The 21,863-nt window shown below is 39.8% G+C and carries 22 protein-coding genes, 1 pseudogene and 3 other annotated features; of the genes and pseudogenes, 17 read left to right on the forward strand and 6 right to left on the reverse strand.

All coding sequences use genetic code 11. The features are described from left to right. Positions 1 to 14 precede the first annotated feature (14 nt). Positions 15 to 431 carry a DUF350 domain-containing protein gene (locus N178_RS21875; protein ID WP_045294857.1) on the forward strand — a complete coding sequence of 139 codons (417 nt, stop codon included), beginning with the start codon at positions 15 to 17 and terminating at the stop codon, positions 429 to 431. 18 nt (positions 432 to 449) lie between these two features. Here the strand turns inward: N178_RS21875 and N178_RS27240 are convergent, their stop codons facing one another. Further along, positions 450 to 596 carry a hypothetical protein gene (locus N178_RS27240; protein WP_016764718.1) on the reverse strand — a complete coding sequence of 49 codons (147 nt, stop codon included), beginning with the start codon at positions 594 to 596 and terminating at the stop codon, positions 450 to 452. 189 nt (positions 597 to 785) lie between these two features. Here N178_RS27240 and N178_RS21880 point away from each other — a divergent pair, with 189 nt between their 5' ends. Beyond that, a complete protein-coding gene (locus tag N178_RS21880; RefSeq protein WP_045294859.1) occupies positions 786 to 1,211 on the forward strand; it encodes a DUF6843 domain-containing protein in 426 nt (141 codons plus the stop codon). A 42-nt stretch (positions 1,212 to 1,253) separates the two neighbouring features. On the opposite strand, the gene N178_RS21885 is transcribed toward N178_RS21880, so the two are convergent. After that, positions 1,254 to 1,706, reverse strand: a complete 453-nt coding sequence (locus N178_RS21885) for a hypothetical protein (protein WP_028412776.1) — start codon at positions 1,704 to 1,706, stop codon at positions 1,254 to 1,256. A gap of 171 nt (positions 1,707 to 1,877) precedes the next feature. Between N178_RS21885 and N178_RS21890 the strand changes: the two genes are divergently transcribed. Next, positions 1,878 to 3,215 carry a sodium-dependent transporter gene (locus N178_RS21890; protein WP_045294860.1) on the forward strand — a complete coding sequence of 446 codons (1,338 nt, stop codon included), beginning with the start codon at positions 1,878 to 1,880 and terminating at the stop codon, positions 3,213 to 3,215. A gap of 303 nt (positions 3,216 to 3,518) precedes the next feature. Continuing rightward, positions 3,519 to 3,920: a hypothetical protein gene (locus N178_RS21895; RefSeq protein WP_224357839.1), complete on the forward strand. Its 402-nt coding sequence runs from the start codon at positions 3,519 to 3,521 to the stop codon at positions 3,918 to 3,920. Positions 3,921 to 3,967: 47 nt separating this feature from the next. Here the strand turns inward: N178_RS21895 and N178_RS27915 are convergent, their stop codons facing one another. Next, on the reverse strand, positions 3,968 to 4,195 hold the full coding sequence (locus N178_RS27915; protein ID WP_272946349.1) for a hypothetical protein: 228 nt from the start codon (positions 4,193 to 4,195) through the stop codon (positions 3,968 to 3,970). Then, a pseudogene (locus N178_RS27920) lies at positions 4,196 to 4,324 on the reverse strand (catalase-related domain-containing protein); the annotation flags it as partial. Positions 4,325 to 4,971: 647 nt separating this feature from the next. Here N178_RS27920 and N178_RS21905 point away from each other — a divergent pair. Further along, a complete protein-coding gene (locus N178_RS21905; RefSeq protein ID WP_045294866.1) occupies positions 4,972 to 6,138 on the forward strand; it encodes a C40 family peptidase in 1,167 nt (388 codons plus the stop codon). Between the two features lie 129 nt (positions 6,139 to 6,267). Beyond that, complete coding sequence (locus tag N178_RS21910; RefSeq protein WP_013057706.1) at positions 6,268 to 6,582, forward strand: MTH1187 family thiamine-binding protein; 315 nt, start codon at positions 6,268 to 6,270, stop codon at positions 6,580 to 6,582. A gap of 64 nt (positions 6,583 to 6,646) precedes the next feature. On the opposite strand, the gene N178_RS21915 is transcribed toward N178_RS21910, so the two are convergent. After that, a complete protein-coding gene (locus tag N178_RS21915) occupies positions 6,647 to 8,230 on the reverse strand; it encodes a PucR family transcriptional regulator (RefSeq protein ID WP_045294868.1) in 1,584 nt (527 codons plus the stop codon). Between the two features lie 306 nt (positions 8,231 to 8,536). On the opposite strand from N178_RS21915, the gene allC reads away from it, so the two are divergent. From allC to N178_RS21970, 11 genes are all read left to right on the forward strand, one after another. Continuing rightward, the gene (gene allC, locus N178_RS21920) at positions 8,537 to 9,778 is read left to right on the forward strand and encodes an allantoate deiminase (RefSeq protein ID WP_237758577.1); all 1,242 of its coding nucleotides are present in this window, start codon (positions 8,537 to 8,539) and stop codon (positions 9,776 to 9,778) included. A gap of 12 nt (positions 9,779 to 9,790) precedes the next feature. After that, positions 9,791 to 11,041, forward strand: a complete 1,251-nt coding sequence (locus N178_RS21925; RefSeq protein WP_045294871.1) for a pyridoxal-phosphate-dependent aminotransferase family protein — start codon at positions 9,791 to 9,793, stop codon at positions 11,039 to 11,041. Between the two features lie 43 nt (positions 11,042 to 11,084). Continuing rightward, positions 11,085 to 12,695 (forward strand): gamma-glutamyltransferase, encoded by a 1,611-nt coding sequence (gene ggt, locus N178_RS21930; RefSeq protein ID WP_045294872.1) that lies wholly within the window; start codon positions 11,085 to 11,087, stop codon positions 12,693 to 12,695. Positions 12,696 to 12,719: 24 nt separating this feature from the next. Further along, positions 12,720 to 13,304, forward strand: a complete 585-nt coding sequence (locus N178_RS21935; protein ID WP_045294874.1) for a chromate transporter — start codon at positions 12,720 to 12,722, stop codon at positions 13,302 to 13,304. Then, entirely contained in the window at positions 13,301 to 13,831 is a 531-nt protein-coding gene (locus N178_RS21940) for a chromate transporter (protein WP_045294875.1), read from the forward strand. Before N178_RS21935 ends, N178_RS21940 begins: the two co-directional genes overlap by 4 nt. A gap of 59 nt (positions 13,832 to 13,890) precedes the next feature. Then, positions 13,891 to 14,349: a GNAT family N-acetyltransferase gene (locus N178_RS21945; RefSeq protein WP_045294876.1), complete on the forward strand. Its 459-nt coding sequence runs from the start codon at positions 13,891 to 13,893 to the stop codon at positions 14,347 to 14,349. Positions 14,350 to 14,548: 199 nt separating this feature from the next. Then, positions 14,549 to 14,754 (forward strand) — a binding site (T-box leader). Positions 14,755 to 14,824: 70 nt separating this feature from the next. Then, positions 14,825 to 15,030, forward strand: a binding site (T-box leader). Positions 15,031 to 15,156: 126 nt separating this feature from the next. Further along, on the forward strand, positions 15,157 to 16,230 hold the full coding sequence (locus N178_RS21950; protein WP_013057698.1) for a bifunctional 3-deoxy-7-phosphoheptulonate synthase/chorismate mutase: 1,074 nt from the start codon (positions 15,157 to 15,159) through the stop codon (positions 16,228 to 16,230). 6 nt (positions 16,231 to 16,236) lie between these two features. Then, positions 16,237 to 16,437, forward strand: a binding site (T-box leader). A 49-nt stretch (positions 16,438 to 16,486) separates the two neighbouring features. Then, a complete protein-coding gene (aroC, locus tag N178_RS21955; protein WP_045294879.1) occupies positions 16,487 to 17,653 on the forward strand; it encodes a chorismate synthase in 1,167 nt (388 codons plus the stop codon). A 20-nt stretch (positions 17,654 to 17,673) separates the two neighbouring features. After that, a complete protein-coding gene (locus N178_RS21960; RefSeq protein ID WP_045294881.1) occupies positions 17,674 to 18,531 on the forward strand; it encodes a prephenate dehydrogenase in 858 nt (285 codons plus the stop codon). A 15-nt stretch (positions 18,532 to 18,546) separates the two neighbouring features. Further along, the gene (gene aroA / locus N178_RS21965; protein ID WP_045294882.1) at positions 18,547 to 19,818 is read left to right on the forward strand and encodes a 3-phosphoshikimate 1-carboxyvinyltransferase; all 1,272 of its coding nucleotides are present in this window, start codon (positions 18,547 to 18,549) and stop codon (positions 19,816 to 19,818) included. 141 nt (positions 19,819 to 19,959) lie between these two features. Continuing rightward, positions 19,960 to 20,205 (forward strand): hypothetical protein, encoded by a 246-nt coding sequence (locus N178_RS21970; protein WP_013057694.1) that lies wholly within the window; start codon positions 19,960 to 19,962, stop codon positions 20,203 to 20,205. 42 nt (positions 20,206 to 20,247) lie between these two features. Here the strand turns inward: N178_RS21970 and N178_RS21975 are convergent, their stop codons facing one another. Continuing rightward, positions 20,248 to 21,792, reverse strand: coding sequence for an FAD-dependent oxidoreductase (locus tag N178_RS21975; protein WP_080890236.1), 1,545 nt, complete (start codon positions 21,790 to 21,792; stop codon positions 20,248 to 20,250). Positions 21,793 to 21,863: the final 71 nt, after the last annotated feature.

Below are 21,863 nucleotides of genomic sequence, written 5' to 3' on the forward strand. Positions count from 1 at the left end.
AAGGGGAACTAAAAATGACACAATGGATTGATTGGGCTAGTATAGGGAGCTTTTTATCTCACGTAGCGGTAGGATTAGGGCTATTATTTATCGGAGTAATCGTATTTGAATTAACAACAAAATTTAATGATCGTGAACTCATAAAAAAAGGAAATGTAGCAGTCGCTTTGAAGTTATGGGGAAAAGGAATTGGGCTTGCTATTGTCATTTTCACTGTGTGGAGCCACAGCTTAAATTTGGTAGATGCAACTCTTTGGGGAATAGTAGGTATCATTACTCAAGTAGTGACATATTGGATTATTGAATTTATTATGACACCTAAAACGAGCCTAGCCAAAAAAGTAGAAGAAGGAAATGTAGCGGTTGGAGTAACTCTTTTTGCAGCGTCGATAGCTGTTAGCCTTATTGTAGCTGGAAGCTTAACATATTAAAAGAAGGCGATTCCTGTTTTACGGGGAATCGCTTTTTTTATGTCCAGATTGCTCGTGTTCACTTAGTAATAATGTACGTGTATTTTCACGGTCGGCACGAACAATTTTTTGCTGTGTGTAAAGCGGAATGACAAAGAGCAAAATAAATAAAAAAACATAGCTCATTTTTGTTATCCTCCCATGTAAATTGTAAACGCCTGCTAATAGTGTGTGACAAACCATACGTAAATATAGCATATTTAATTGGGTAAACTGGGAAAAATTGAGGGATACAGAAAGAATATAATCTTACCGTCAACAAAAACTAAAAGCAGTATAGAGGCACGTCTTTTATTAAGAAAGGAGTTGGGAAAAGTGAAAAGGTGGCTCATTTTGTGTTTATTGATCGTAATCGCGGCTGGATGTGGACGTCCAGATGAAACGTCTCAACCGAGCATTTTCCTTATACCAGAAGGGTACAAAGGATGGGTTATGGTCGAATATGACAAAGATAACGGAAATCCTAGCAAGACAGAAGGAGACTACATTGTATTTAAAGTAAACGAGCAGGGAGTCGGGAAAACCAAAACGCTTTTAAGCGGCGGCGGCTGGGCAAGAAATAAATATTTCTATGTAAATAAAAATGGGGAGCGAAAGCAATTGAAGCAGGGGAAGATGATTCATGGAACGACTCAAGGTAACAAAAATCATACGGTAACCTACTTTTTCGTCGGCACCGCAAAAGAGTTCGACAAAGCCGGGGATTATCGAAGAAAACTTACCGAAGAAAGTTCTTCGTAAAAAAAGAAACGCTGCCTCTTCGGCAACGTTTCTTTTCTATCTTCACTTGAATGTGCAAAAGACGGTGTCTTTTAAACGTTGAATTTCGTTTAATGCTTCTTCCTGCTTATGAATTACCCAATCTGGCAATGAGTGTTCAACCGACAGCTCGTCGAAACAAGCCCCGCATGTTTTAACTTCAATATAAGATTCAATATACTGAAGGTGATCTAAGTTATAAGCCCAAAGTCGACGTTCAGGGCAGATTGTTTCCAAGTAAAGCGGAAGCTGAAAAAAAGGATCTACTGCTTCAGAAAGTTCTAACGGTCCTTGGCCCTCAGCGCTGATGACGTCTAGATAACCACAGTGAGGACACGTGCATGAGTGCGTTGACCCGCTCAATTTTTTATCCAGTTTTACAACTCGCGCACATAGTTCGCAGTTTGGACATTTTACTAAGATAAAGTCAAGGAACTTATCTAAAAATTGTTGCTGTATTACTTGCTGATTTGTCATTTTTTGTACCTCTAACTGTCAAACTTTTTTTAGTTACGAAAATAAATCATGAAACCTACATACTATTCATAACACATGATGGTGGTTAAAACAACAAAAACCCTTTTCGACAGAAGGGTTGTGTGATATAGTATGACAAATCAGAATAAATAAAGAAAAATGGTGAGAAAAATGAGTCAAAACGAACAATGGACATCAAAAATCGGCTTTATCTTGGCATCTGCCGGTTCAGCAATTGGAATAGGAGCCATTTGGAAACTTCCTTATGTAGCCGGAACAAGCGGAGGTGGAGCCTTCTTTTTACTGTTTATCTTGTTTACAGCAATTATTGGTTTACCGCTTTTGCTTGCTGAATTTGTACTAGGTAGACATACACAAAAAGAAGCAATTCGTGCTTATGATGCAGTCGCTCCCGGTTCTCTCTGGAAAGGCATCGGGTATTTAGGCGTGATTACATGCTTCATTTTATTATCATTCTATAGTGTAGTAGGAGGATGGATTTTACAATATATTTTTGCAAGCGTCACGGGTCAGTTGAATGGAGTAAGTGACTACGGGAGTTTATTTAACTCCACCATCGCTAATCCGGCAAGTGCTGTTATCTCTCAATTTGTTTTTCTTCTTTTAACAATTGTTGTAGTCGCAAGAGGCATTCAAAATGGTATTGAAAAAGCAAACAAAATTTTAATGCCTGCTCTCTTTATTTTATTTATTATTATTATTATTCGTTCTTTAACATTAGACGGAGCGATGGAAGGCGTATCTTTCTTTTTGTATCCAGATTTTTCAAAGCTTACCTCCCAAACCATTTTGTTTGCAATGGGACAAGCATTCTTTTCGCTTAGCGTAGGCGTTTCGGTTATGGTTACGTACAGTTCGTATCTGTCTAAGCAGCAAAACTTGCCAAAATCGGCTATTTCAATTTCAGCGTTAAATATTTTGATTTCTTTACTAGCAGGGCTGGCAATTTTCCCTGCGGTCTTTTCAATGGGCGTAAAGCCGACGGAAGGCCCAGGTCTTTTATTTATTGTATTGCCTTCTATTTTTGAACAGCTTCCGTTCGGAATTGTGTTTCAAACTTTCTTTTTGGCGCTGTTTTTATTTGCTACTTTAACATCTGCGTTTTCGATGTTAGAAATTATTGTTGCTTCATTAGCCAAAGGAGAGCAGCATAAGCGTATAAAGCTATCTTGGATTTCAGGCTTACTAATCTTTGTGGTAGGAATACCTTCAGCGCTATCGTATGGTTTATTAAGTGACGTATCGATCTTTGGAAAAAGCATTTTTGACGCTTTTGATTTTCTTGTAAGTAATATCCTTATGCCTCTCGGTGCTCTTTTAATTGCCATCTTTGTTCCTTGGAAAATGAAAAAAGATGTGCTTATTGAAGAATTTAAGCATGGTTCAACGAATGTGAAGCGCTGGTTTTCTTTATGGCTTCTTGCCATTCGATATATCGCACCGGTTTTAATTATCATTGTATTTATTAATATGCTAGGCTTTATCTAACGAAAAAACGCTATTAAAACGCTTGGTTTTAATAGCGTTTTTTGGGAGGAAGAGGAGGAGTATGATGCTTGATTTCTTGTACGATATGTTTGTAGGAGCAGGGGTATTTATTTTATTATTAATTCTGTTGCTAGTAGCGAGAACGTCGGGAAAACGCAAGAAATAGGCGGGTATAATTCCCAGTGTGAAAACCCAAAAAAAGACTAACACCACAGAATTAAACTATGATAATATATTATCCTATGAGCATAACCAATGCTCACATATGTTGTGATGAAGCGTTTTTTAGAAAGAGGGATCATCTTGAGTGGAGAAGTTCTTGTCAAGATTTTATCTCAAGCGTATGAACAAAAAAAGACATTACCAATCGTCTCATTCTCGTCTTTTTTTGAACAAAAAAAGGTGGGCTTTCGTTTAAATAACGATGTGTCCGCTGATATCATCTACCATACGCTTACATGTATTCAGAGAAAAACGTGTGTCCAAGATGTGTTAGTGGAAGTACTAAAAGTTGATAGTCCAAACAATGACGGGGCATTTTCTGATTGTGTATATATTTTAGCAAATGGTACAAAACAGCAAGTGAAAGAATGGGTTCAACCCTTACATCCTAAAAGAGTGAAGCAAGGATATCAGCACGGGACACCCATTGATGCGCCACAGTTAAAAAATGACTACCACGTGTTTGCCGTTACTTGGTCATAAGCGTTTAACCCAAAAAACATCCTGCTGTCGCTGCAGGATGTTTTTTGTTAATAAGGATGAGCGTCTTTTCCTTTTTCATTAGCTTCTTCTACCGCATCGGCAGCTTTGTTACTTCCTAACGGTGAACCGCCTTCTTTTGGCAATTTACCGTATGTAGGAGTTATTTCTGCTCCCATTTCAATTTCTAAAGAGCCATCATCATGCATGAGAAGACCTATACCGTTGGCTACCCGATTGCCGTAGTCAAAATCGCATTGAGTTAAAAGCTCAATCATCTTTGTTTGAACGGTATGGTGACAGCATTTTAAGCCGTCTACTAAGTTTTGAATAAGCTCATCACGCTCCCAGTCCTCTAGTAAACGGTAGCGTTCACCGGCTTGCTTAAAGTCATTTGTACGATCAATTTTTTCTTTTTTACATTTCCTTCAACATAAGGCTGATGAGGTTTTGGATGGTCATGCGCTTCTTGAAGACCCCCAAGAGAAGAAGGCTCATTGACGCGTAGTAAGCGTCTGTTCGTTCTCTCCGCTTGCATAGCGTTTGTCTTCCGAGTCACCTGATCCGCTGACATTTGTACCATGCATGCCTTTATGGCTCATAAAATAATCCTCCTTGTTTCCAACATAATAAGACTATTTTTTTCAGCCCTCGCTTTTTTATTCATTAATATGGAAATAATATAAATTTTTAGAAGAAAAGCTGTTTTACTGAAGAGGGGAACAAATCCGCTAAACGAATAAATTTTAAAAAAGTTTCACATTTCGAAAAAAAATAAATTGTTTTTTTTGAAATATAAAGATAATGTTACGGGTGATTTTTTACCTATTATTAGTGTAGGAAAAGGAATAATATTGGAATATATTAGCTTTTTTGTCGAACTTATTAAGTGTTAAACGACAAGAAACTACGACAATATACACCATACAGCTGTGCTGCTGTCGTTTCCTGTAACATAAATGTAATATTAGTGATGTTATTTTGTAATAATGTGTTGTTACAATGTAAACGTCTTATAGATTAGTAGATTATGGCATTGGAGGAACCTTTTTTTATGAAAAAGTTGATATATTCGTTAGCGTTATGTGGATCTTTAACAGTAGTACCTACAATTAGTGAAGCTGCTTTAGGAGATGCTACGCTACACCCAGGAACAAGTAATTCAGATGTGAAAGAATTACAGCAAAAATTAAAAAACAAAGGTTATTTTACATACGGTACAACCACAAACTATTACGGTTCAATCACGACTAGCGCAGTAAAATCGTTTCAGCGTGCAAATGGTTTATCTGCAGATGGTATTGCAGGTCCATCTACATTTAATAAGCTGCTAGGAAGCGGAAGTTCATCAATTAGCTCAAGTTCATTATTGCGCGTTGGTTCAACTGGATCAAACGTACAATCTTTACAGCAACAGCTAAAGAATAAAGGTTATTTTAAAGGAACTACAACTCAATATTTCGGTTCAATTACAAAGAATGCAGTAATGGCATTTCAACGTGCAAACGGACTCTCTGTGGACGGAATTGCGGGTCCAGCTACGTTAAGTAAATTAAAAAATGGCGGTTCTAGCGCTTCAACTGGCGGTTCTAGCTCTAGCAGTTCAACTATTTTACGTCAAGGCATGAAAGGTTCAGCAGTAAGCAGCCTTCAGCAAAAACTAAAAAATAAAGGTTACTTCTCAGCTGGTGTAACAGGCTACTTTGGCTCAATTACAACAAGTGCAGTAAAATCATTTCAGCGTGCAAATGGTTTATTAGTAGACGGAGAAGCGGGTCCGGATACGCTGAATAAATTAAATTCAAGCAGCTCTAGCAGCTCAAAACCTTCAACATCAACAGGAAGCAGCACAAGCTCAAGCTCAGCTTCAAAAGTTATTTCATACGGTAAACGTTTTATGGGAACACCTTACGTTTGGGGCGGAGCTGCGCCTGGAGGATTTGATTGCAGCGGTTACCTTAACTATGTATATCGCAATGCAGTAGGTGTAAGTCTTCCTCGTACAGTGGCTAGCATCTATCAAACTGGTACGCGTGTAAGTTCACCTCAGCCTGGCGATATCGTTTTCTTTGAAACGTACCAACCAGGAGCTAGCCATGCTGGAATTTATATCGGAAACGGTCAATTCATGCATGCAGGTTCTTCAACAGGCGTAACAATTACATCACTAAGCAACTCTTACTGGTCAAAACGTTACTTAGGAGCAAAGCGTTACCTATAAGATAAGAGTGTAATAAAAAGGAGTAGTTGTAGAACTATTCCTTTTTTCTGTGCACCATAAACGTAAAAGTAGGAAATTTTTGTGTCGTTTGGTATGATAATTAGGAAATAAACAAAAGGAGTGTATAACATGGCTATTGTAGATGTAACCATTATTCCGGTAGGTACGGAAACGCCAAGCGTGAGTCAGTATGTAGCTGATATTCAAAAGGTGTTGGCCAAGCATGAAGATGAAATTACATATCAATTAACCCCTATGAATACGTTGATTGAAGGGGAATTAAGCACGCTGCTAAAAATTGTTCAAGAGATGCATGAAGTACCTTTTGAAAATGGTATTCAGCGCGTATGTACCAATTTACGAATTGATGATCGCCGTGATAAAGAAAATCATACGATGGCTGGGAAATTACAATCAGTACAGTCTAAATTAAAAGCAAAATAAATAGTATGAAATACAATAAAAAACGCTTGAGTATCCACTCAGGCGTTTTTTATTGTATTTATACTTAAGTAGCATGCACAAGAGAAAAAATTTGAAAAGCGACGCGCAGCCGAAGGGTTTCCTCTGATGTGTGAATAGGTCTTTTTAATAACTCTTCGCATTTTTCGATTCGATAGATTACCGTGTTCCGGTGAACGAATAACTGCTTAGCAGTCTCTGAGATTTGGCAATTGGAATTTAGATATGTTTCAAGCGTGTCAAGTAAGATGGAGCGATCTTTTTTATCGTACTGCAGCAAACCTTCTAATGTTTGAGAATAGTAATCCTGTAAATCGTTTGCTGGAAGCAACCTCAGCAGTTCTTTAAACTGTTTTGGCTGATAAAATTGAATAAGCTTCGACTGATCTTTAAAATGGATGGTTTCAAGAGCTTCAACAGCTTCTTTATATGAGTCAGCGATTGTAAGTAGGGATTGGCTTTGGTTTCCAATTCCAAATGACATTCGCTTATCGTAGTGACGGTAAACAGCTTCCTGCAAGCGATGCAAGCATTCTATAATCATAGGTTGAGAATGAGGTGTAAACAAAAGGATGTAAAGATTGTCATAGAAAAACAAAATGGCCTCTGTACGACCTGCTGATAACTCATATTGAAGGAGCTCATAGATCATATCATCATCGCTGTAAGGCGTGAATGTAGAATGAATTTTCCCAACGGCGCAAATATAGCTGTTTCCTGCTGATAAGCCCATCATCTGTGCTTGAAAGGAAGCATCCTCAGGTGTTTTATAATAATTGTTAACAAGCTGATTGAAAAAATCGTTTTTTCGTCGCCGTTCAGCTTCATACAAAGCCTGCTGTCTCATCATTTCGAAGGATAAAACGTTTGTCGCTTGTTCAATCGTTAGGAGCGCTGAATCGGATAAAGAAACTTGGTGTTCAATAAGTAAATAACTGTACTTTCTTGTATGAGTAGCAATGGGAAAAAGCGTAACGGTTTTTTTTGTGTGTAAAAAGGAAAAGGCTGTGTATTTTGACGTTCGTAAAAACAGCTGCTTAGCACCCACTACCGCTTCTTCCATCGGGAGTGAAAAAGGTTCGCGTTTGTTTGTGTAAAAGAGTTCATGGCCATGGGTATCAAAAAGGGCAACGTGAGCATTGCATAACGTTCGAATGGACTGCATAATTTTCTCCATGCCTTTTCCTTGTAAGATGTAGGAGGAAAATAGCTGATGTGTGACCATCGCTTGCTGAAGCTCGGCTGTTTTTTTATCTAAAATAAAGCTGAGAGATTCGTTAATAACCGCGCCTAACGTTTCGTCCGTTTGGAAATCAATGATCGGAAAGTGAAGTTCATCAGCTAGCTGACAAATAGAAGCAGGCACGTGTTCGAAAAAGCGCTTCGTTTTTATGGCCAATCCTGCACATTTCTTTTTAGCCATTCCTTCTACAAGTTTTGCTAAGCTTTCTTCATGTTCTTTGAAGTGATAACCCGTTGTAATTAAAAATTCTCCTTCTTTTAAAAAAGATAAAATATCGGGTGCGTCCATCATATTGACGTTATGTACTTTGCGGGTGACTCCTTTTTGCCCAGCTACTACAGATGCTTTCTCGTAAATTGGAATGCGTAAAAGAGTTTGTAGTTCCATTATTCATTACTCCTTTTGTTAAAAATTCTCACATTTACCTGCGCGTATTTTTATCTATCTTTTATTTTATAAGAAAATTTAGTTAAAATAAATAAAATTTTCAGAAAAAAATGTATAAATTGTTAATGAAGAAGTTTTTTCAATCCTGTAAGATAAAATAAATAACATATAATGTTAGAAAAAGTGACGTATATAAGACTTTGCGTATTTAGTGATAATAGCTAAAAAACCACTAAATCATTGTAGGAAGTGTTAATGAAAACAATCAGTCATTTTCTTAAAATGAAGATAGCAGGAGGGATAGCAATGGTTGCAGATATGACGGGAAAATCTAAGCTTTGTCAGCAAATCGAAGAAAATATTAGCTGGTTGTCACAGTTTGGGTTAGATGAAAAAGAAGGGGTTACGAGACTTTTATATACGGAACAGTGGAATGCAGCTCAAAAGGCATTGGAAGAAAAAATGAGGGGACTTCACCTCAAAACGTATTACGATGATGTAGGAAATTTATTTGGACGGTTGCAAGGAACGGGTCCAGAACAACAAGTTATTTTAACAGGATCCCATATCGACACCGTGATAAACGGAGGAAAATATGACGGGGCGTTTGGTGTTGTAGCAGGTATCATTGCTCTGCAGTACCTATATGCGCATTATGGCTCCCCTACAAAAACCTTAGAGGTTGTATCACTTTGTGAAGAAGAAGGTAGCAGATTTCCTCTTACGTATTGGGGATCAGGTAATATGAATGGATTACACAGCAAAAGTGATGCAAAACATGTTATAAATAAAGAAGGGGTTAAGCTAGATGACGCAATGAAACAGCTCAATTTCGGAGAAGGCCTCCACAGCGAGCCATACCGCACGGACATCGCTTCTTTTATTGAACTGCATATCGAGCAAGGAAAGCAGCTTGAAATGTCTCATTGCGATATCGGAATTGTTTCTAGTATCGTCGGGCAGAAACGGTTTACAGTATCTGTTAAAGGTGAAAGTAACCATGCGGGCACAACCCCTATGAACATCAGAAAAGATGCATTTTATGTGAGCTGCAAACTCGCTAAAGCATTTATTGAATTGAGCGAAAAATATCAGAACGCTTTATACGTAACGGTTGGCAAAATTACACTTTCTCCAAACGCACCGAATGTCATACCAGGATATGTAGAATTCACGGTCGATATAAGACATCATAAGTATGAGGTTTTACAAGAAGCAGAACGAGAAATGAAGGAAATTATAAAGCGAACAGCAGGGGATTTAGAAGTGAATATCAACTGCTGGATGGATGAAAAACCCGTCGCCATGAGCGAAAAATTATCTGAACTTTCCAAAATTATTTCCTCGGAAAAGAATATCTCCTCCCGAGAATTAGTAAGCGGTGCAGGACACGACTCGCAGGTATTCGGGCGAAGAGTTCCCACATGTTTGTTATTCGTACCGAGCCAAGATGGAATCAGCCATTCCCCAAAGGAATTCACCAAAGGAGAACAGTTAGAAAAAGGAGTAAAGGTCTTAATAGAACTATTATATAAACTTGCCTACTAGGAGGAATTTGACATGACTATCACAAAACAGCTTCATACACCGCCGCGTACAATTATGACACCCGGACCCGTAGAAGCAGATCCACGCGTATTAAGAGCATTAGGAACACCTATTTTAGGTCAGTTTGACCCCGCATTTACGCGCATTATGAACGAAACGATGGAAATGCTTCGTGAACTATTTCAAACCAAAAACAAATGGGCTTTTCCCGTTGATGGAACATCTAGAGCTGGGATTGAAGCAGTTCTTGCAAGTGTAGTTGAGCCAGGCGATAAAGTATTCGTCCCGATTTTCGGCCGCTTCGGCTATTTATTAACGGAAATTGCCGAGCGCTACGGAGCTGAGGTACACAATATTGAATGCGAATGGGGGGAAGTGTTTGACCCTGAGACAGTAATCCATGAAATAAAAAAAGTAAACCCAAAAATCGTTGCAATGGTTCATGGTGAAACCTCTACAGGAAGAATGCAGCCCCTTAAAGAAATTGGTGCTGCATGTCGCGACCAAGATGTTTTGTTTATCGTCGACGCAGTAGCCACTATCGGCGGTACGGATGTAAAAGTAGACGAGTGGAACATTGACGCATTGATTGCAGGTACACAAAAATGTTTATCTGTTCCGTCGGGTATGGCGCCTATTACGTACAATGATCGTGTTGAAAAAATTATCATGGAACGTAAAAAAGTTGAAAAAGGAATTGCGACAAAAGCAGATGCTCAAACTGTTCGTCTGCGTCCGAATATTATCAGCAACTATTTTGATTTGAGTCAGCTTCAAGACTATTGGAGTGAGCGCAGGCTAAATCATCACACGGAAGCAACGTCCATGCTCTATGCTTTAAGAGAAGGACTGCGCATTATTTTAGAAGAAGGGTTAGAAGAAAGATTTGCAAGGCATCGTCTTCACGAAAAAGCACTTGTAGCCGGAATTAAAGCAATGGGATTATCGTTATTCGGGGATGAGCATTCAAAAGTTCCAACCGTTACGTGTGTCTTAATTCCGCTTGGAGTTGACGGAGAAGCAGTTCGTTCGACGCTTCTTGAACAATTTGGAATTGAAATCGCAAGTTCTTTCGGGCCGATGCACGGAAAAATATGGCGTATCGGTACAATGGGATACAGCTGCCGGAAAGACAACATTCTCTTTACATTGGCTGGTCTTGAAGCAGTGCTTATTCGAAACGGGGCAAGCGTGAATGCAGGTTCTGCTTTGCAAGCAGCATTAGAAGTTTACGAGGAAGAGGTAGCGTTGTCTAGTCTGTAAAGATTCGTTTTATTCATCATATAAAGAAAAGAGGAGATTTTCTATGAGCGAATACTTTTTCACACACCCCTATGCATCGCAGCGTACGTGCACGTTTGGAAAAAACGGAATGGTAGCAACCAGTCAGCCTCTTGCCGCTCAGGCGGGTCTTGAAATGTTGAAAAAAGGAGGCAATGCAGTAGATGCTGCTATTGCCTCCGCAGCTTGTTTAACGGTTGTAGAACCTACGTCAAATGGAATTGGCGGAGACGCATTTGCTCTTGTGTGGATAAATGAAGAGCTATACGGACTCAACGCGAGCGGTCCTGCTCCTGCTTCTATCTCTATTGAAGCTCTGCATGCCATGGGGATAACAGAGATGCCGGCTCGCGGTTTTGTTCCTGTTACGGTCCCAGGGGCCCCGAGCGCGTGGGCGGAGCTGTCAAAACGCTTTGGCCGGCTATCGTTAAAAGAAGTGCTGCAGCCCGCTATTTCATATGCACAAGAAGGGTTCCCAATCTCCCCGATTTTAGGGTACAATTGGGAACGAGCGTTTGAACGATTTACACATGCGTTAAAAGGTGACGAATATAAGCACTGGTTTGAGACATTTACCAACAATGGATCTGCTCCTAAGGTAGGGGAAATGTGGCGGTCACCAGACCACGCTGCTACGCTGCTTGAAATTGCCGAAACGAATGGAGAATCTTTTTATAGAGGGAACTTAGCTGATAAAATAGCAGCTTTTTCGAAAAAACACGGCGGATTTTTAGCAAAAGAGGATTTAGCAGCTTTTAAAGCAGAGTGGGTAAAGCCGATTTCAACTTCTTACCGAGGATACGATGTGTGGGAAATACCGCCCAACGGCCAAGGCCTTATTGCGCTTTTAGCTCTAAATACGCTAAAAGGTTTTTCTTTTGATGCCAAAGATTCTGTCGATACATACCACAAGCAAATTGAAGCTATGAAGCTAGCGTTTGCAGATGGACAAAAATTCATTACAGATGCTGATAAAATGACAGTAGCAGTTGAAGACTTATTGAATGATTCTTATGCAAACAAGCGCAGAGGGCTAATTGGTGAAAAAGCGCTTATTCCCGAAGCCGGACAGCCGTCTCATAGCGGCACGATCTATTTAGCGACAGCCGATGGAGAAGGAAACATGGTATCATTCATTCAAAGTAATTACATGGATTTTGGCTCAGGGCTTGTCGTACCTAATACGGGCATATGCCTGCAAAACCGCGGGCATAATTTTTCATTAGACCCACAGCACCATAATCGGTTAGAGCCTGGAAAACGAACCTATCATACCATTATTCCTGGATTTTTAACAAAGAATAAAAGTGCTGTAGGTTCATTCGGTGTAATGGGCAAATTCATGCAGCCTCAAGGACATGTGCAAGTCGTCATGAATATGATTGATTTTCATCTAAATCCTCAGGCAGCTTTAGATGCACCAAGATGGCAGTGGATTGAACACAAAAAGGTTCTTGTGGAAAAAGAAATGCCTTCACATATTGTAGAAGCATTAGAACGCAAAGGGCATGATATTCATGTGGCTACGAGCAGACATACGTTTGGAAGAGGGCAGATTATTTTAAGAGATGAACAAACCGGTGTATTATACGGCGGTACAGAAGCGCGAACAGACGGAGCCGTCGTTGCTTATTAGATCACAGAGAAAGGAGCGCGAGAAATGCGACAATTGGATATTTTTATAGCGTTTTTTCGCTCAGGTATGCTCGGCTACGGAGGAGGACCGTCAGCTATTCCACTTGTTAAAAAAGAAGTGGTCGATACGTACAAGTGGATGGATGACGATGAATTTGGCGATTTATTAGCAATTGCCAATACGCTGCCTGGGCCTATTGCTACAAAGCTCGCTGGATACATCGGCTATCGAGTCGGCGGTATTTTGGGTCTCGTGACAGCTTTATTTGCAGCCGTCATTCCAACCGTTTTTTTAATGGTATTGCTGTTAACAACTTTAACGCAATTTAAAGATCAGCCGTGGGTTATGGGCATGACAAAAGCAGTTGTCCCTGTAGTAGGAGTGATGCTCGCAGTTATGACGTGGGACTTTTTTAAAAAATCAACGTCTGGTTTAGGATGGACGCCAGCTATTATCTTACTCATTATTAGCTTAGGTTTAATGGAATTTGCCCATATCCATCCAGCGGTCATTATTATTGTCCTTATGGCAGCAGCTTGGATTCCGCTAAAACGAAAAGGAAAAAAAGACGAAAGTGCTGAGCAGAAGCAGAAGAGGGAATCGGTATGATTTATATTCAGCTATTTATGGCGTTTTTTGTTTCAAATATTTTAGGCTATGGAGGCGGACCTGCGTCGATTCCGCTTATTCAAAAAGAAGTCGTAGATCGCTACCATTGGCTTACGGTCAAAGAGTTTAGTGAAATGCTAGCAATTGGAAATGCGCTGCCGGGTCCGATTGCGACAAAAATGGCGGGGTTTATCGGATATCAGCAGGCAGGGGTTTTAGGCTCGGTGGTTGCTCTTTTTGCAACGATTGCTCCGTCGGTTTTACTTTTAGTTATTTTACTTCGAATATTATTTAAGTATAAAGATTCGCCAAACGTAAAAAAAATGACGAACTACATTCGTCCTGTTATCGCCATTTTACTGGGCTTGATGGCGTATGAATTTTTTATGAATTCATACGGTGATTCAGGTATATGGCAGACTCTATTTTTAGTAGCAGCCAGCTTTCTTTTATTGGAAAAATTACGTGTGCATCCAGCGTTCGTTATTGTCGGAGCACTCGTATACGGAGCTGTTTTTCTCGCGTGAATGAAGCTCTCAAATGATGAGAGTTTTTTTGTGTAAAAGAGACGAAAAGAGGGAGAGCGATGGTTGAAAAAGCGGTGTTAGAAAACGTTCAGGATCTGGTTAACTTGCGAATTTTGCTTATGAAAGAACTCGGAGAATTAAACGGGAACGAGGAGCTGTTTCAAAAAGCTACAGAAGAATATTTTACTGCAAACATAAATAATCCAAATAGCTATACGGCTATTTTAAAAGCGGATGGAGAAATTGTATCAGCAGGAAGCATCGTCTTTTTTATACGTCCGCCTTCACCGGGTAACCTCCAAGGGAAAGAAGCATATGTTATGAACATGTATACAGCTTTTGATCACCGAAAGCACGGCTATTCTTCCGCTATTTTAAAGCATTTGATGCAGTACGGCAAAAAAAGTGGTGTAACCCGAATATGGTTAAATGCTTCCTCCGCTGGAAAAAGCTTGTACCAAAAACATGGATTTATTGAATATGGATCTGAAATGGAATACAAGTTTGAAAAAAATTAAAACAGCAAAACTCTTGATAGAGATGGGTTTGAAGGAGTCATAGTTTTTAAAAAATAAAAAAAATAATAAAAAGTGTTGACGAAGATAAAAAAACCATTCATAATACAAATCAACATCACACAACATTACACACAACTTGGAAGCGACAAACAGTTTCAAACGATTGGAACTGATCATCCAAGTACACATACATAGTCAATACTGAGCGTTGATAGGAGCACTAGTAGAAAAAATTTCCCTGTAACAGAGAGCTGACGGTTGCTGCGAGTCAGAACAAAAATTTTTTCGAAGTACATTCCTTGAGCATCTTTTCCGAGCAGGAAAAGACGGCCTAGCCGTTATTTTAATGAAGAGGCAAGCGAAATGCTTGCAACTAGGGTGGTACCGCGAACTTTCGTCCCTACTGACTCTTAAGAACAATCTTAAGGGTGAGTAGGGACTTTTTGTATTTCGGTCCATTATAATTTTATATCCATTACAAGCGATGAAAAGAGCATAGTAGCAAAATCTTCCCTGTAACAGAGAGCTGATGGTTGGTGCGAATCAGTACAAAAGAGATTGCGAATTACATTCTTGGAGCTTTCTTTTGGCGATAGTCAAAAGCGGCAATAGCCGTTATCTTAATGAAGAGGCAAGCAATGCTTGCAATTAGGGTGGTACCGCGATCAATTCGTCCCTACTGATACAATCAGTAGGGACTTTTTGTATATCCGCATAAGCGGCTGTGTAGGTGTAAAACGGGTTTTTCAATACAAACTAATCGAGAAGATCCGTTCAAGGTTATAAAATCAAAGGAGGATTTTTAAAATGACAAAATCACTAGAACAATTACGAGGACAAATCGACGAAATAAATTTAGAAATTTTAGAATTATTAAATAAACGCGGTGAAATCGCACAAGAAATCGGAAAAGTAAAAGGGACACAAGGTGTGAATCGCTTTGATCCAGTTCGTGAACGTAAATCGTTAGATCAAATCTTAGCTAACCATAATGGACCATTCGAAGCTTCAACAATTCAGCATATTTTCAAAGAAATTTTCAAAGCAAGCTTAGAGCTTCAAGAAGACGATCACCGTAAAGCACTTCTTGTATCTCGCAAAAAGAAATCTGAAGATACAATCGTTGACATCAACGGCACAAAAGTAGGTCCTGGAAACTTAGAATTTGTAATGGGACCATGTGCAGTAGAAAGCTACGAACAAGTAAAAGAAGTGGGCTTAGCGCTTAAAGAACAAGGCATTACATTAATGCGCGGCGGAGCGTTCAAACCACGTACATCACCTTACGATTTCCAAGGTCTTGGAGTGGAAGGGTTAAAAATCTTACGTCAAGTAGGAGATGAGCTAGGCCTATCAATTATCAGTGAAATTGTTTCTCCTCAAGATATTGAAACGGCTCTAGACTACGTAGATGTGATTCAAATTGGTGCACGTAACATGCAAAACTTCGAGCTATTAAAAGCTGCAGGTTCTGTAGACAAACCAATTCTTTTAAAACGTGGATTGGCAGCAACAATTGAAGAATTCATTAACGCTGCTGAATACATTATGTCTCGCGGAAATGGAAACATTATTCTTTGTGAACGCGGTATCCGCACATACGAGCGTGCAACACGCAACACATTAGATATCTCAGCTGTTCCAATCTTGAAAAAAGAAACGCATTTACCAGTTGTAGTAGACGTAACGCATTCAACAGGACGCAAAGACTTACTATTACCATGTGCAAAAGCAGCGATTGCTATCGGCGCAGATGCTGTAATGGCAGAAGTTCATCCAGACCCAGCAGTAGCACTATCAGATTCAGCACAGCAAATGAACATTCCTGAATTCCACAAATTCATGGAAGAATTAAAAGGTGCAGCAGTAAAATTATCTTAATTTCATAGTGATACAGTGATAAGAAACTAGTAGCAAACATTTCCCTGTCTCAGAGAGCTGACGGTTGGTGAAAGTCAGTACAAAAATGTGAGCGAATTACACTCTTGGAGTACTCTTTTACAGAGCGGTCAGCGGATCGTTAACAATTCGAGGTGGCAAGCAATGTTTGCAACTAGGGTGGTATCGCGAGAAAGACTCGTCCCTATGACGTAGGGGCGAGTCTTTTTATTTTTTATAACAGAAAGGAATCGATAATATGAGATATTTAACAGCAGGAGAATCGCATGGCCCTCAATTAACAGCGATTATTGAAGGAGTACCGGCAGGGCTTGAATTAACAGCCGAACATATTAATGAAGATTTAGCAAGAAGACAAAAGGGACATGGGCGCGGACGCCGCATGCAGATTGAAAAAGATCAAGTTCAGATTAAAGGCGGGGTTCGCCACGGTGAAACGCTTGGTTCACCCATTGCTTTAGTCGTTGAAAACAAAGATTTTACTCACTGGAGAAATATTATGGGTGCTGATCCAGTTGATCATGATGCTGAAGTAAAGCGACAAATCACAAAACCTCGTCCAGGTCATGCGGATTTAAATGGAGCGATTAAATACGGTCACAGAGATATGCGAAACGTATTGGAACGTTCATCTGCTCGTGAAACGACGGTACGAGTAGCCACAGGCGCAGTTGCCAAACAGGTACTAAAAGCTGTAGGCGTAAATATTGCGTGTCACGTACTTGAAATCGGCGGTGTGAAAGCTGAAAAAACGGCATATGAGTCACTGACAGAACTTCAGGAAAAAACAGAAGCGTCACCTGTTCGCTGCTTAGATGAAGAAGCGGGACAGAAAATGATGAAAGCAATCGATGATGCAAAAGAAAATGGAGACAGCATTGGTGGCGTAGTGGAAGTAGTAGTAGAAGGAATGCCTACTGCAGTAGGAAGTTACGTGCACTATGATCGTAAGTTAGATTCAAAGCTAGCTGCTGCTATTATGAGCATTAACGCGTTTAAAGGCGTTGAAATCGGCGTAGGCTTTGAAGCAGCTCGCAGACCGGGAAGTGAAGTCCATGATGAAATTCTATGGGATGAACAAAACGGCTATACGCGTAAAACGAACAACGCTGGAGGTTTAGAAGGAGGCATGACAACAGGGATGCCGATTGTTGTGCGAGGTGTCATGAAACCTATTCCTACCTTATACAAGCCGCTGCAAAGTGTAGATATTGATACAAAAGAGCCATTTGCTGCAAGCATTGAACGCTCAGACAGCTGTGCAGTACCGGCGGCAGCGGTTGTAGCAGAATCAGTGATTGCTTGGGAACTAGCATCTGCTATTATCGATCAGTTTGGGGCAGATCGAATTCAGTTAATTCAAGAAAACGTAAAAAAACATGAAGAATACGCAAAGCAATTTTAATGAATAGAGGAGAATGAAAGGTGAAAACACGTGTATTACTTATTGGCGTCGGCCTTATTGGAGGATCAGTAGCGCTAGCTATGAAGAAGCATCGTCACGTCACAGTCGTTGGAGCTGATATCAATACAAATGAAGTACAAGTAGCCAACCAGCTAGGTATCGTTGATTATGTAGCTGAAGATATAAAAACAGAAGCAGCCCAAGCAGATTATATCGTGCTTGCTACTCCAGTAGAGTACACGACAGCATGGATACACGACCTTTCTACTTGGAAGCTTAAAGAAACGGTTATCGTAACGGATGTCGGAAGTACCAAAGGTGAAATTATGAAAGCAGCCCAAGCGCTGAATAAGAAACGTATTTCATTTATTGGCGGGCATCCGATGGCTGGTTCTCATACGAGCGGTGCAGTCAATGCACGAGCGGATTTATTTTGTTCGGCGCGCTATATTTTAACGCCGTTTGAAAATGAGCAAAAAGAAAAAATAGATGCGCTTATGCATTTGCTAGAGCCTACAGGTGCACAATTTGTACCGCTTGATGCAGCTACTCATGACCAAATCACTGGAGTTGTCAGTCATTTACCCCATGTGATTGCGACCAGCCTTGTAAGACAAGTCAAAGGATATTCAGCAAATAATCAGCTTGTTACAGAAATGGCGGCAGGCGGTTTTCGAGATATTACCAGAATTGCTTCAAGCAATCCTCATATGTGGAGAGACATATTAAAACAAAACCGTTCTATGCTTTTAACATTGCTTGATGACTGGATGAAAGAAATGGAACAAGTAAAACTATTAGTAGAAAAAGGTGACGGACACGAGTTATTTGATTACTTTTCAGATGCCAAAGAATTTCGTGATTCGCTTCACGCATAAAAGGAGAGACAGATTGTGACAGTAAAAGCTTTACGAGGAACGATTCAAATTCCAGGAGATAAATCCATTTCTCACCGTTCCGTTATGTTTGGTTCAATCGCAGAAGGAACAACAACAATTAACGGATTTTTGCCAGGAGATGATTGCCTTAGCACCATTTCCTGCTTTCAAAAACTAGGTGTAGATATTCAAATGATTGATGAACAAAGCGTTGTGGTAAAAGGAAAAGGTCTACAAGCTCTAAAAGAGCCATCTGATATTTTAGATGTCGGAAATTCGGGCACCACGATTCGCCTCATGATGGGCATTTTAGCAAATACACCTTTTCATTCAACGTTAATTGGAGACGAATCCATTGCCAAACGTCCCATGAAGCGTGTGACCGGTCCGCTGCGTGATATGAATATTCATTTAGATGGCCGAGAAGACGCTAATTTTACGCCGCTTGTTATTAGAGGTGGTAAAGCAAAAGGTATGCACTATACATCTCCTGTTGCAAGCGCACAAGTAAAATCAGCTATTTTACTTGCTGGACTGCAGGCAGAAGGAACAACTTCTGTAACGGAACCGGCGAAATCGCGTGATCATACAGAACGTATGCTAGAGGCGTTTGGAGTTAAAGTGGACGAAGAAGGCTTAACCGTTTCAATTGAAGGCGGTCAAACGTTAAAAGGAACGCATGTAGAAGTGCCTGGTGATATTTCGTCAGCTGCATTCTTTTTAGTAGCCGGGGCTATTATTGCAAACAGCCGCATTGAAATTCAAAAAGTTGGGATGAATCCGACTCGAACGGGTATTTTAGATGTGCTTTCAAATATGGGCGCTTCGATCGAGACAGTCAAAGAAACAAAAGAAACAGCGGAACCCTATGCAGATTTAGTTGTAGAAGCTTCTCACTTAAAAGGTACGGAAGTAGGCGGAGACTTAATTCCACGCCTAATTGACGAAATCCCAATTATTGCACTAGCTGCCACACAAGCAGAAGGGATTACAGTTATTAAAGATGCTGCAGAGTTAAAAGTCAAAGAAACAAACCGTATTGATACGGTAGTGAATGAGTTAACCAAAATGGGAGCTAACATTGAAGCAACAGAAGATGGAATGATTATTCACGGAGGTACAAAACTTCATGGGGCAAATGTAAACAGCCACGGAGATCACCGTATCGGCATGATGCTCGCTGTTGCCTCTTGTATTGCAGAAGGAGAAACAATTATTGAAAATCGTGATGCGGTATCCGTTTCGTACCCGCAGTTTTTTGCTCATCTAGAGTCTTTACAGCAGTAAATTCCCTTATTATGTTAAAATAGCAGTTTGAAAGTTGTAAGGAATTTATAAAATTAAAACCAATGACTCTATATTTCGCCGGAGAAATCCGATATAATCATTACAACACCTCTAGTATTAAATAGAATTTGGTGAATGATTATGTTTTTGATGATTGTCTACATCGGGGCCATTTTATTTTTTATAAAAATGTTTATGGATCGAGATTTTATTTGGTTTTTGTTTCTATTGCCATTTTTGATGTTTGTTATGTTTTTTGAAACAGACTATCTTGATCATGTCCCTGAATCTGGAAGGTTAATTATCTTTACGTTTTCTTTTTTAGTCATTTATGCAATGGTTTTAGTGTATAATCGATACTTTAGAAAAGAAGGATGTAAAGAGTAAACTCAAATGTGAATCCATTGATAATGATAAAAAAAGCATGCCCTACGGCGTGCTTTTTTTATCGCTTGAATCGACATCCACTGGTGTGAGCGGCTTTTTAGCAGGGCCTTCTACCACAGATCCGTCGTAAGAGAAACGAGAACCGTGACAAGGGCAGTCCCATGTGCGGTCACCAGCGTTCCAATTTACTTCACACCCTAAGTGCGTGCATGTAGTATCGACGCAGTGAAGCTTCCCTTGAGGATCTTTGTAAGCCCCCGTACGTTTGCTGTTTACATATACAACTGACCCTTCATCATTTTGAAGCTGATCCAGTCCTTTTTCAGGCATGGAAAACTTACCGGTAATAAAATGTTCAGCCACATCAAGATTTTGACGAAAGAAATGCTTAAGGCTAGGGTCCGCATAAAAACGAGACGGATTATATAACTCTGCATAGGGGTTGTCTTTTCCTGTTATTGCATCTCGAATAATATGTGCTGCAATGGTGCTATGAGTCATTCCCCATTTTTTAAATCCGGTAGCAATAAAGATATTTGGCTTGCTTTCTTTAATGGGACCGATATATGGAATTTTATCAAGCGTAAATAAATCTTGTGCAGACCATTTGTAACGAAAATGTTGAACAGTAAAATTTTCTTCAGCAAACCTCTGAAGGGACTCATAGTGGAACATAGTATTAATTCCTTGTCCAGCTTTGTGGCCTTCTCCACCAATTAAGATGAGTTCTTCTCCGTCAACTTTTGTTGAACGCAGTGAATGAGTAGGCTGATCAGCACTTAAATACATGCCTCCAGGGTAAGCTTGTTCAACTTTTGCTGCTAACACATACGAACGTTTAGCATACATGCGCGTATAGTAAAAGCCCGCTCCATCATAAAAGGGAAAGTGTGAACATGCCACTACATATTTGCAAGAAATTCGATGTCCGTCTCTTGTGACGACCGTGGGCGACGTGCTTTCTTCTACATCCGTTGCTACGGTGTTTTCAAAAATCAATCCGCCGCTTTCTGTGAATTTTTTTACTAAATGAAGCAGATATTTTAACGGATGAAACTGAGCTTGATCTTTCATAATAGCTGCTGCCCTAATATCAAAACTAAAAGGAAGCTCTGTTGCAAATTCACATGGAATATGTAATCGCTGATAGGCTCGAAATTCTTTGCGAACTCGATGATCAAACTCCAGCGTTTCTCCGTATAAGTAAGCATCTTGTACTGAAAAATCACAGTCAATGTTTTCCGTTTGAATTAAGTTTTTCATAAACTGCAAGGCTTGTTCGTTTGCTTTATAATACAGCAGCGTTTTTTCTTCGCCAATGTGTGAAAGCAGCTCATCGTAGATAACGTCATGCTGAGCTGTAATCTTTGCTGTTGTGTGACCGGTTGTCCCATTTAAAATATTATCAGCTTCAATTAACGCCACGTTCAGTCCTTCTTTTTGTAATAAATAAGCCGTTGTAATACCGCTAATACCGCCTCCTACTACTACAACATCAACTTTTCGATTTTCTGAAAGAGATGGGTATGTTGGAAACTTTAAATGATCGCGCCAGTAGGGCTCAGTATCCTTTGGGATATTTGCCAATTTATTCACCTCCATATGATAAGTCTTATTTTTACCATAGTTTTCTAAAAAATGTATACAAAATAAAGGAA

Origin of the sequence: Priestia aryabhattai B8W22, assembly GCF_000956595.1 — a bacterium.
In the GTDB taxonomy this organism is placed as follows: domain Bacteria; phylum Bacillota; class Bacilli; order Bacillales; family Bacillaceae_H; genus Priestia; species Priestia aryabhattai.

Excerpts from the sequence above, each read along its gene's own strand:
- N178_RS21875 (WP_045294857.1), top strand. The coding sequence starts at position 15 with ATGACACAATGGATTGATTGGGCTAGTATAGGGAGCTTTTTATCTCAC.
- N178_RS27240 (WP_016764718.1), bottom strand. The coding sequence starts at position 596 with ATGAGCTATGTTTTTTTATTTATTTTGCTCTTTGTCATTCCGCTTTAC.
- N178_RS21885 (WP_028412776.1), bottom strand. The coding sequence starts at position 1,706 with ATGACAAATCAGCAAGTAATACAGCAACAATTTTTAGATAAGTTCCTT.
- N178_RS21890 (WP_045294860.1), top strand. The coding sequence starts at position 1,878 with ATGAGTCAAAACGAACAATGGACATCAAAAATCGGCTTTATCTTGGCA.
- N178_RS27915 (WP_272946349.1), bottom strand. The coding sequence starts at position 4,195 with ATGATTGAGCTTTTAACTCAATGCGATTTTGACTACGGCAATCGGGTA.
- N178_RS21905 (WP_045294866.1), top strand. The coding sequence starts at position 4,972 with ATGAAAAAGTTGATATATTCGTTAGCGTTATGTGGATCTTTAACAGTA.
- N178_RS21910 (WP_013057706.1), top strand. The coding sequence starts at position 6,268 with ATGGCTATTGTAGATGTAACCATTATTCCGGTAGGTACGGAAACGCCA.
- N178_RS21915 (WP_045294868.1), bottom strand. The coding sequence starts at position 8,230 with ATGGAACTACAAACTCTTTTACGCATTCCAATTTACGAGAAAGCATCT.
- allC (WP_237758577.1), top strand. The coding sequence starts at position 8,537 with ATGGTTGCAGATATGACGGGAAAATCTAAGCTTTGTCAGCAAATCGAA.
- N178_RS21925 (WP_045294871.1), top strand. The coding sequence starts at position 9,791 with ATGACTATCACAAAACAGCTTCATACACCGCCGCGTACAATTATGACA.
- ggt (WP_045294872.1), top strand. The coding sequence starts at position 11,085 with ATGAGCGAATACTTTTTCACACACCCCTATGCATCGCAGCGTACGTGC.
- N178_RS21935 (WP_045294874.1), top strand. The coding sequence starts at position 12,720 with ATGCGACAATTGGATATTTTTATAGCGTTTTTTCGCTCAGGTATGCTC.
- N178_RS21940 (WP_045294875.1), top strand. The coding sequence starts at position 13,301 with ATGATTTATATTCAGCTATTTATGGCGTTTTTTGTTTCAAATATTTTA.
- N178_RS21945 (WP_045294876.1), top strand. The coding sequence starts at position 13,891 with ATGGTTGAAAAAGCGGTGTTAGAAAACGTTCAGGATCTGGTTAACTTG.
- N178_RS21950 (WP_013057698.1), top strand. The coding sequence starts at position 15,157 with ATGACAAAATCACTAGAACAATTACGAGGACAAATCGACGAAATAAAT.
- aroC (WP_045294879.1), top strand. The coding sequence starts at position 16,487 with ATGAGATATTTAACAGCAGGAGAATCGCATGGCCCTCAATTAACAGCG.
- N178_RS21970 (WP_013057694.1), top strand. The coding sequence starts at position 19,960 with ATGTTTTTGATGATTGTCTACATCGGGGCCATTTTATTTTTTATAAAA.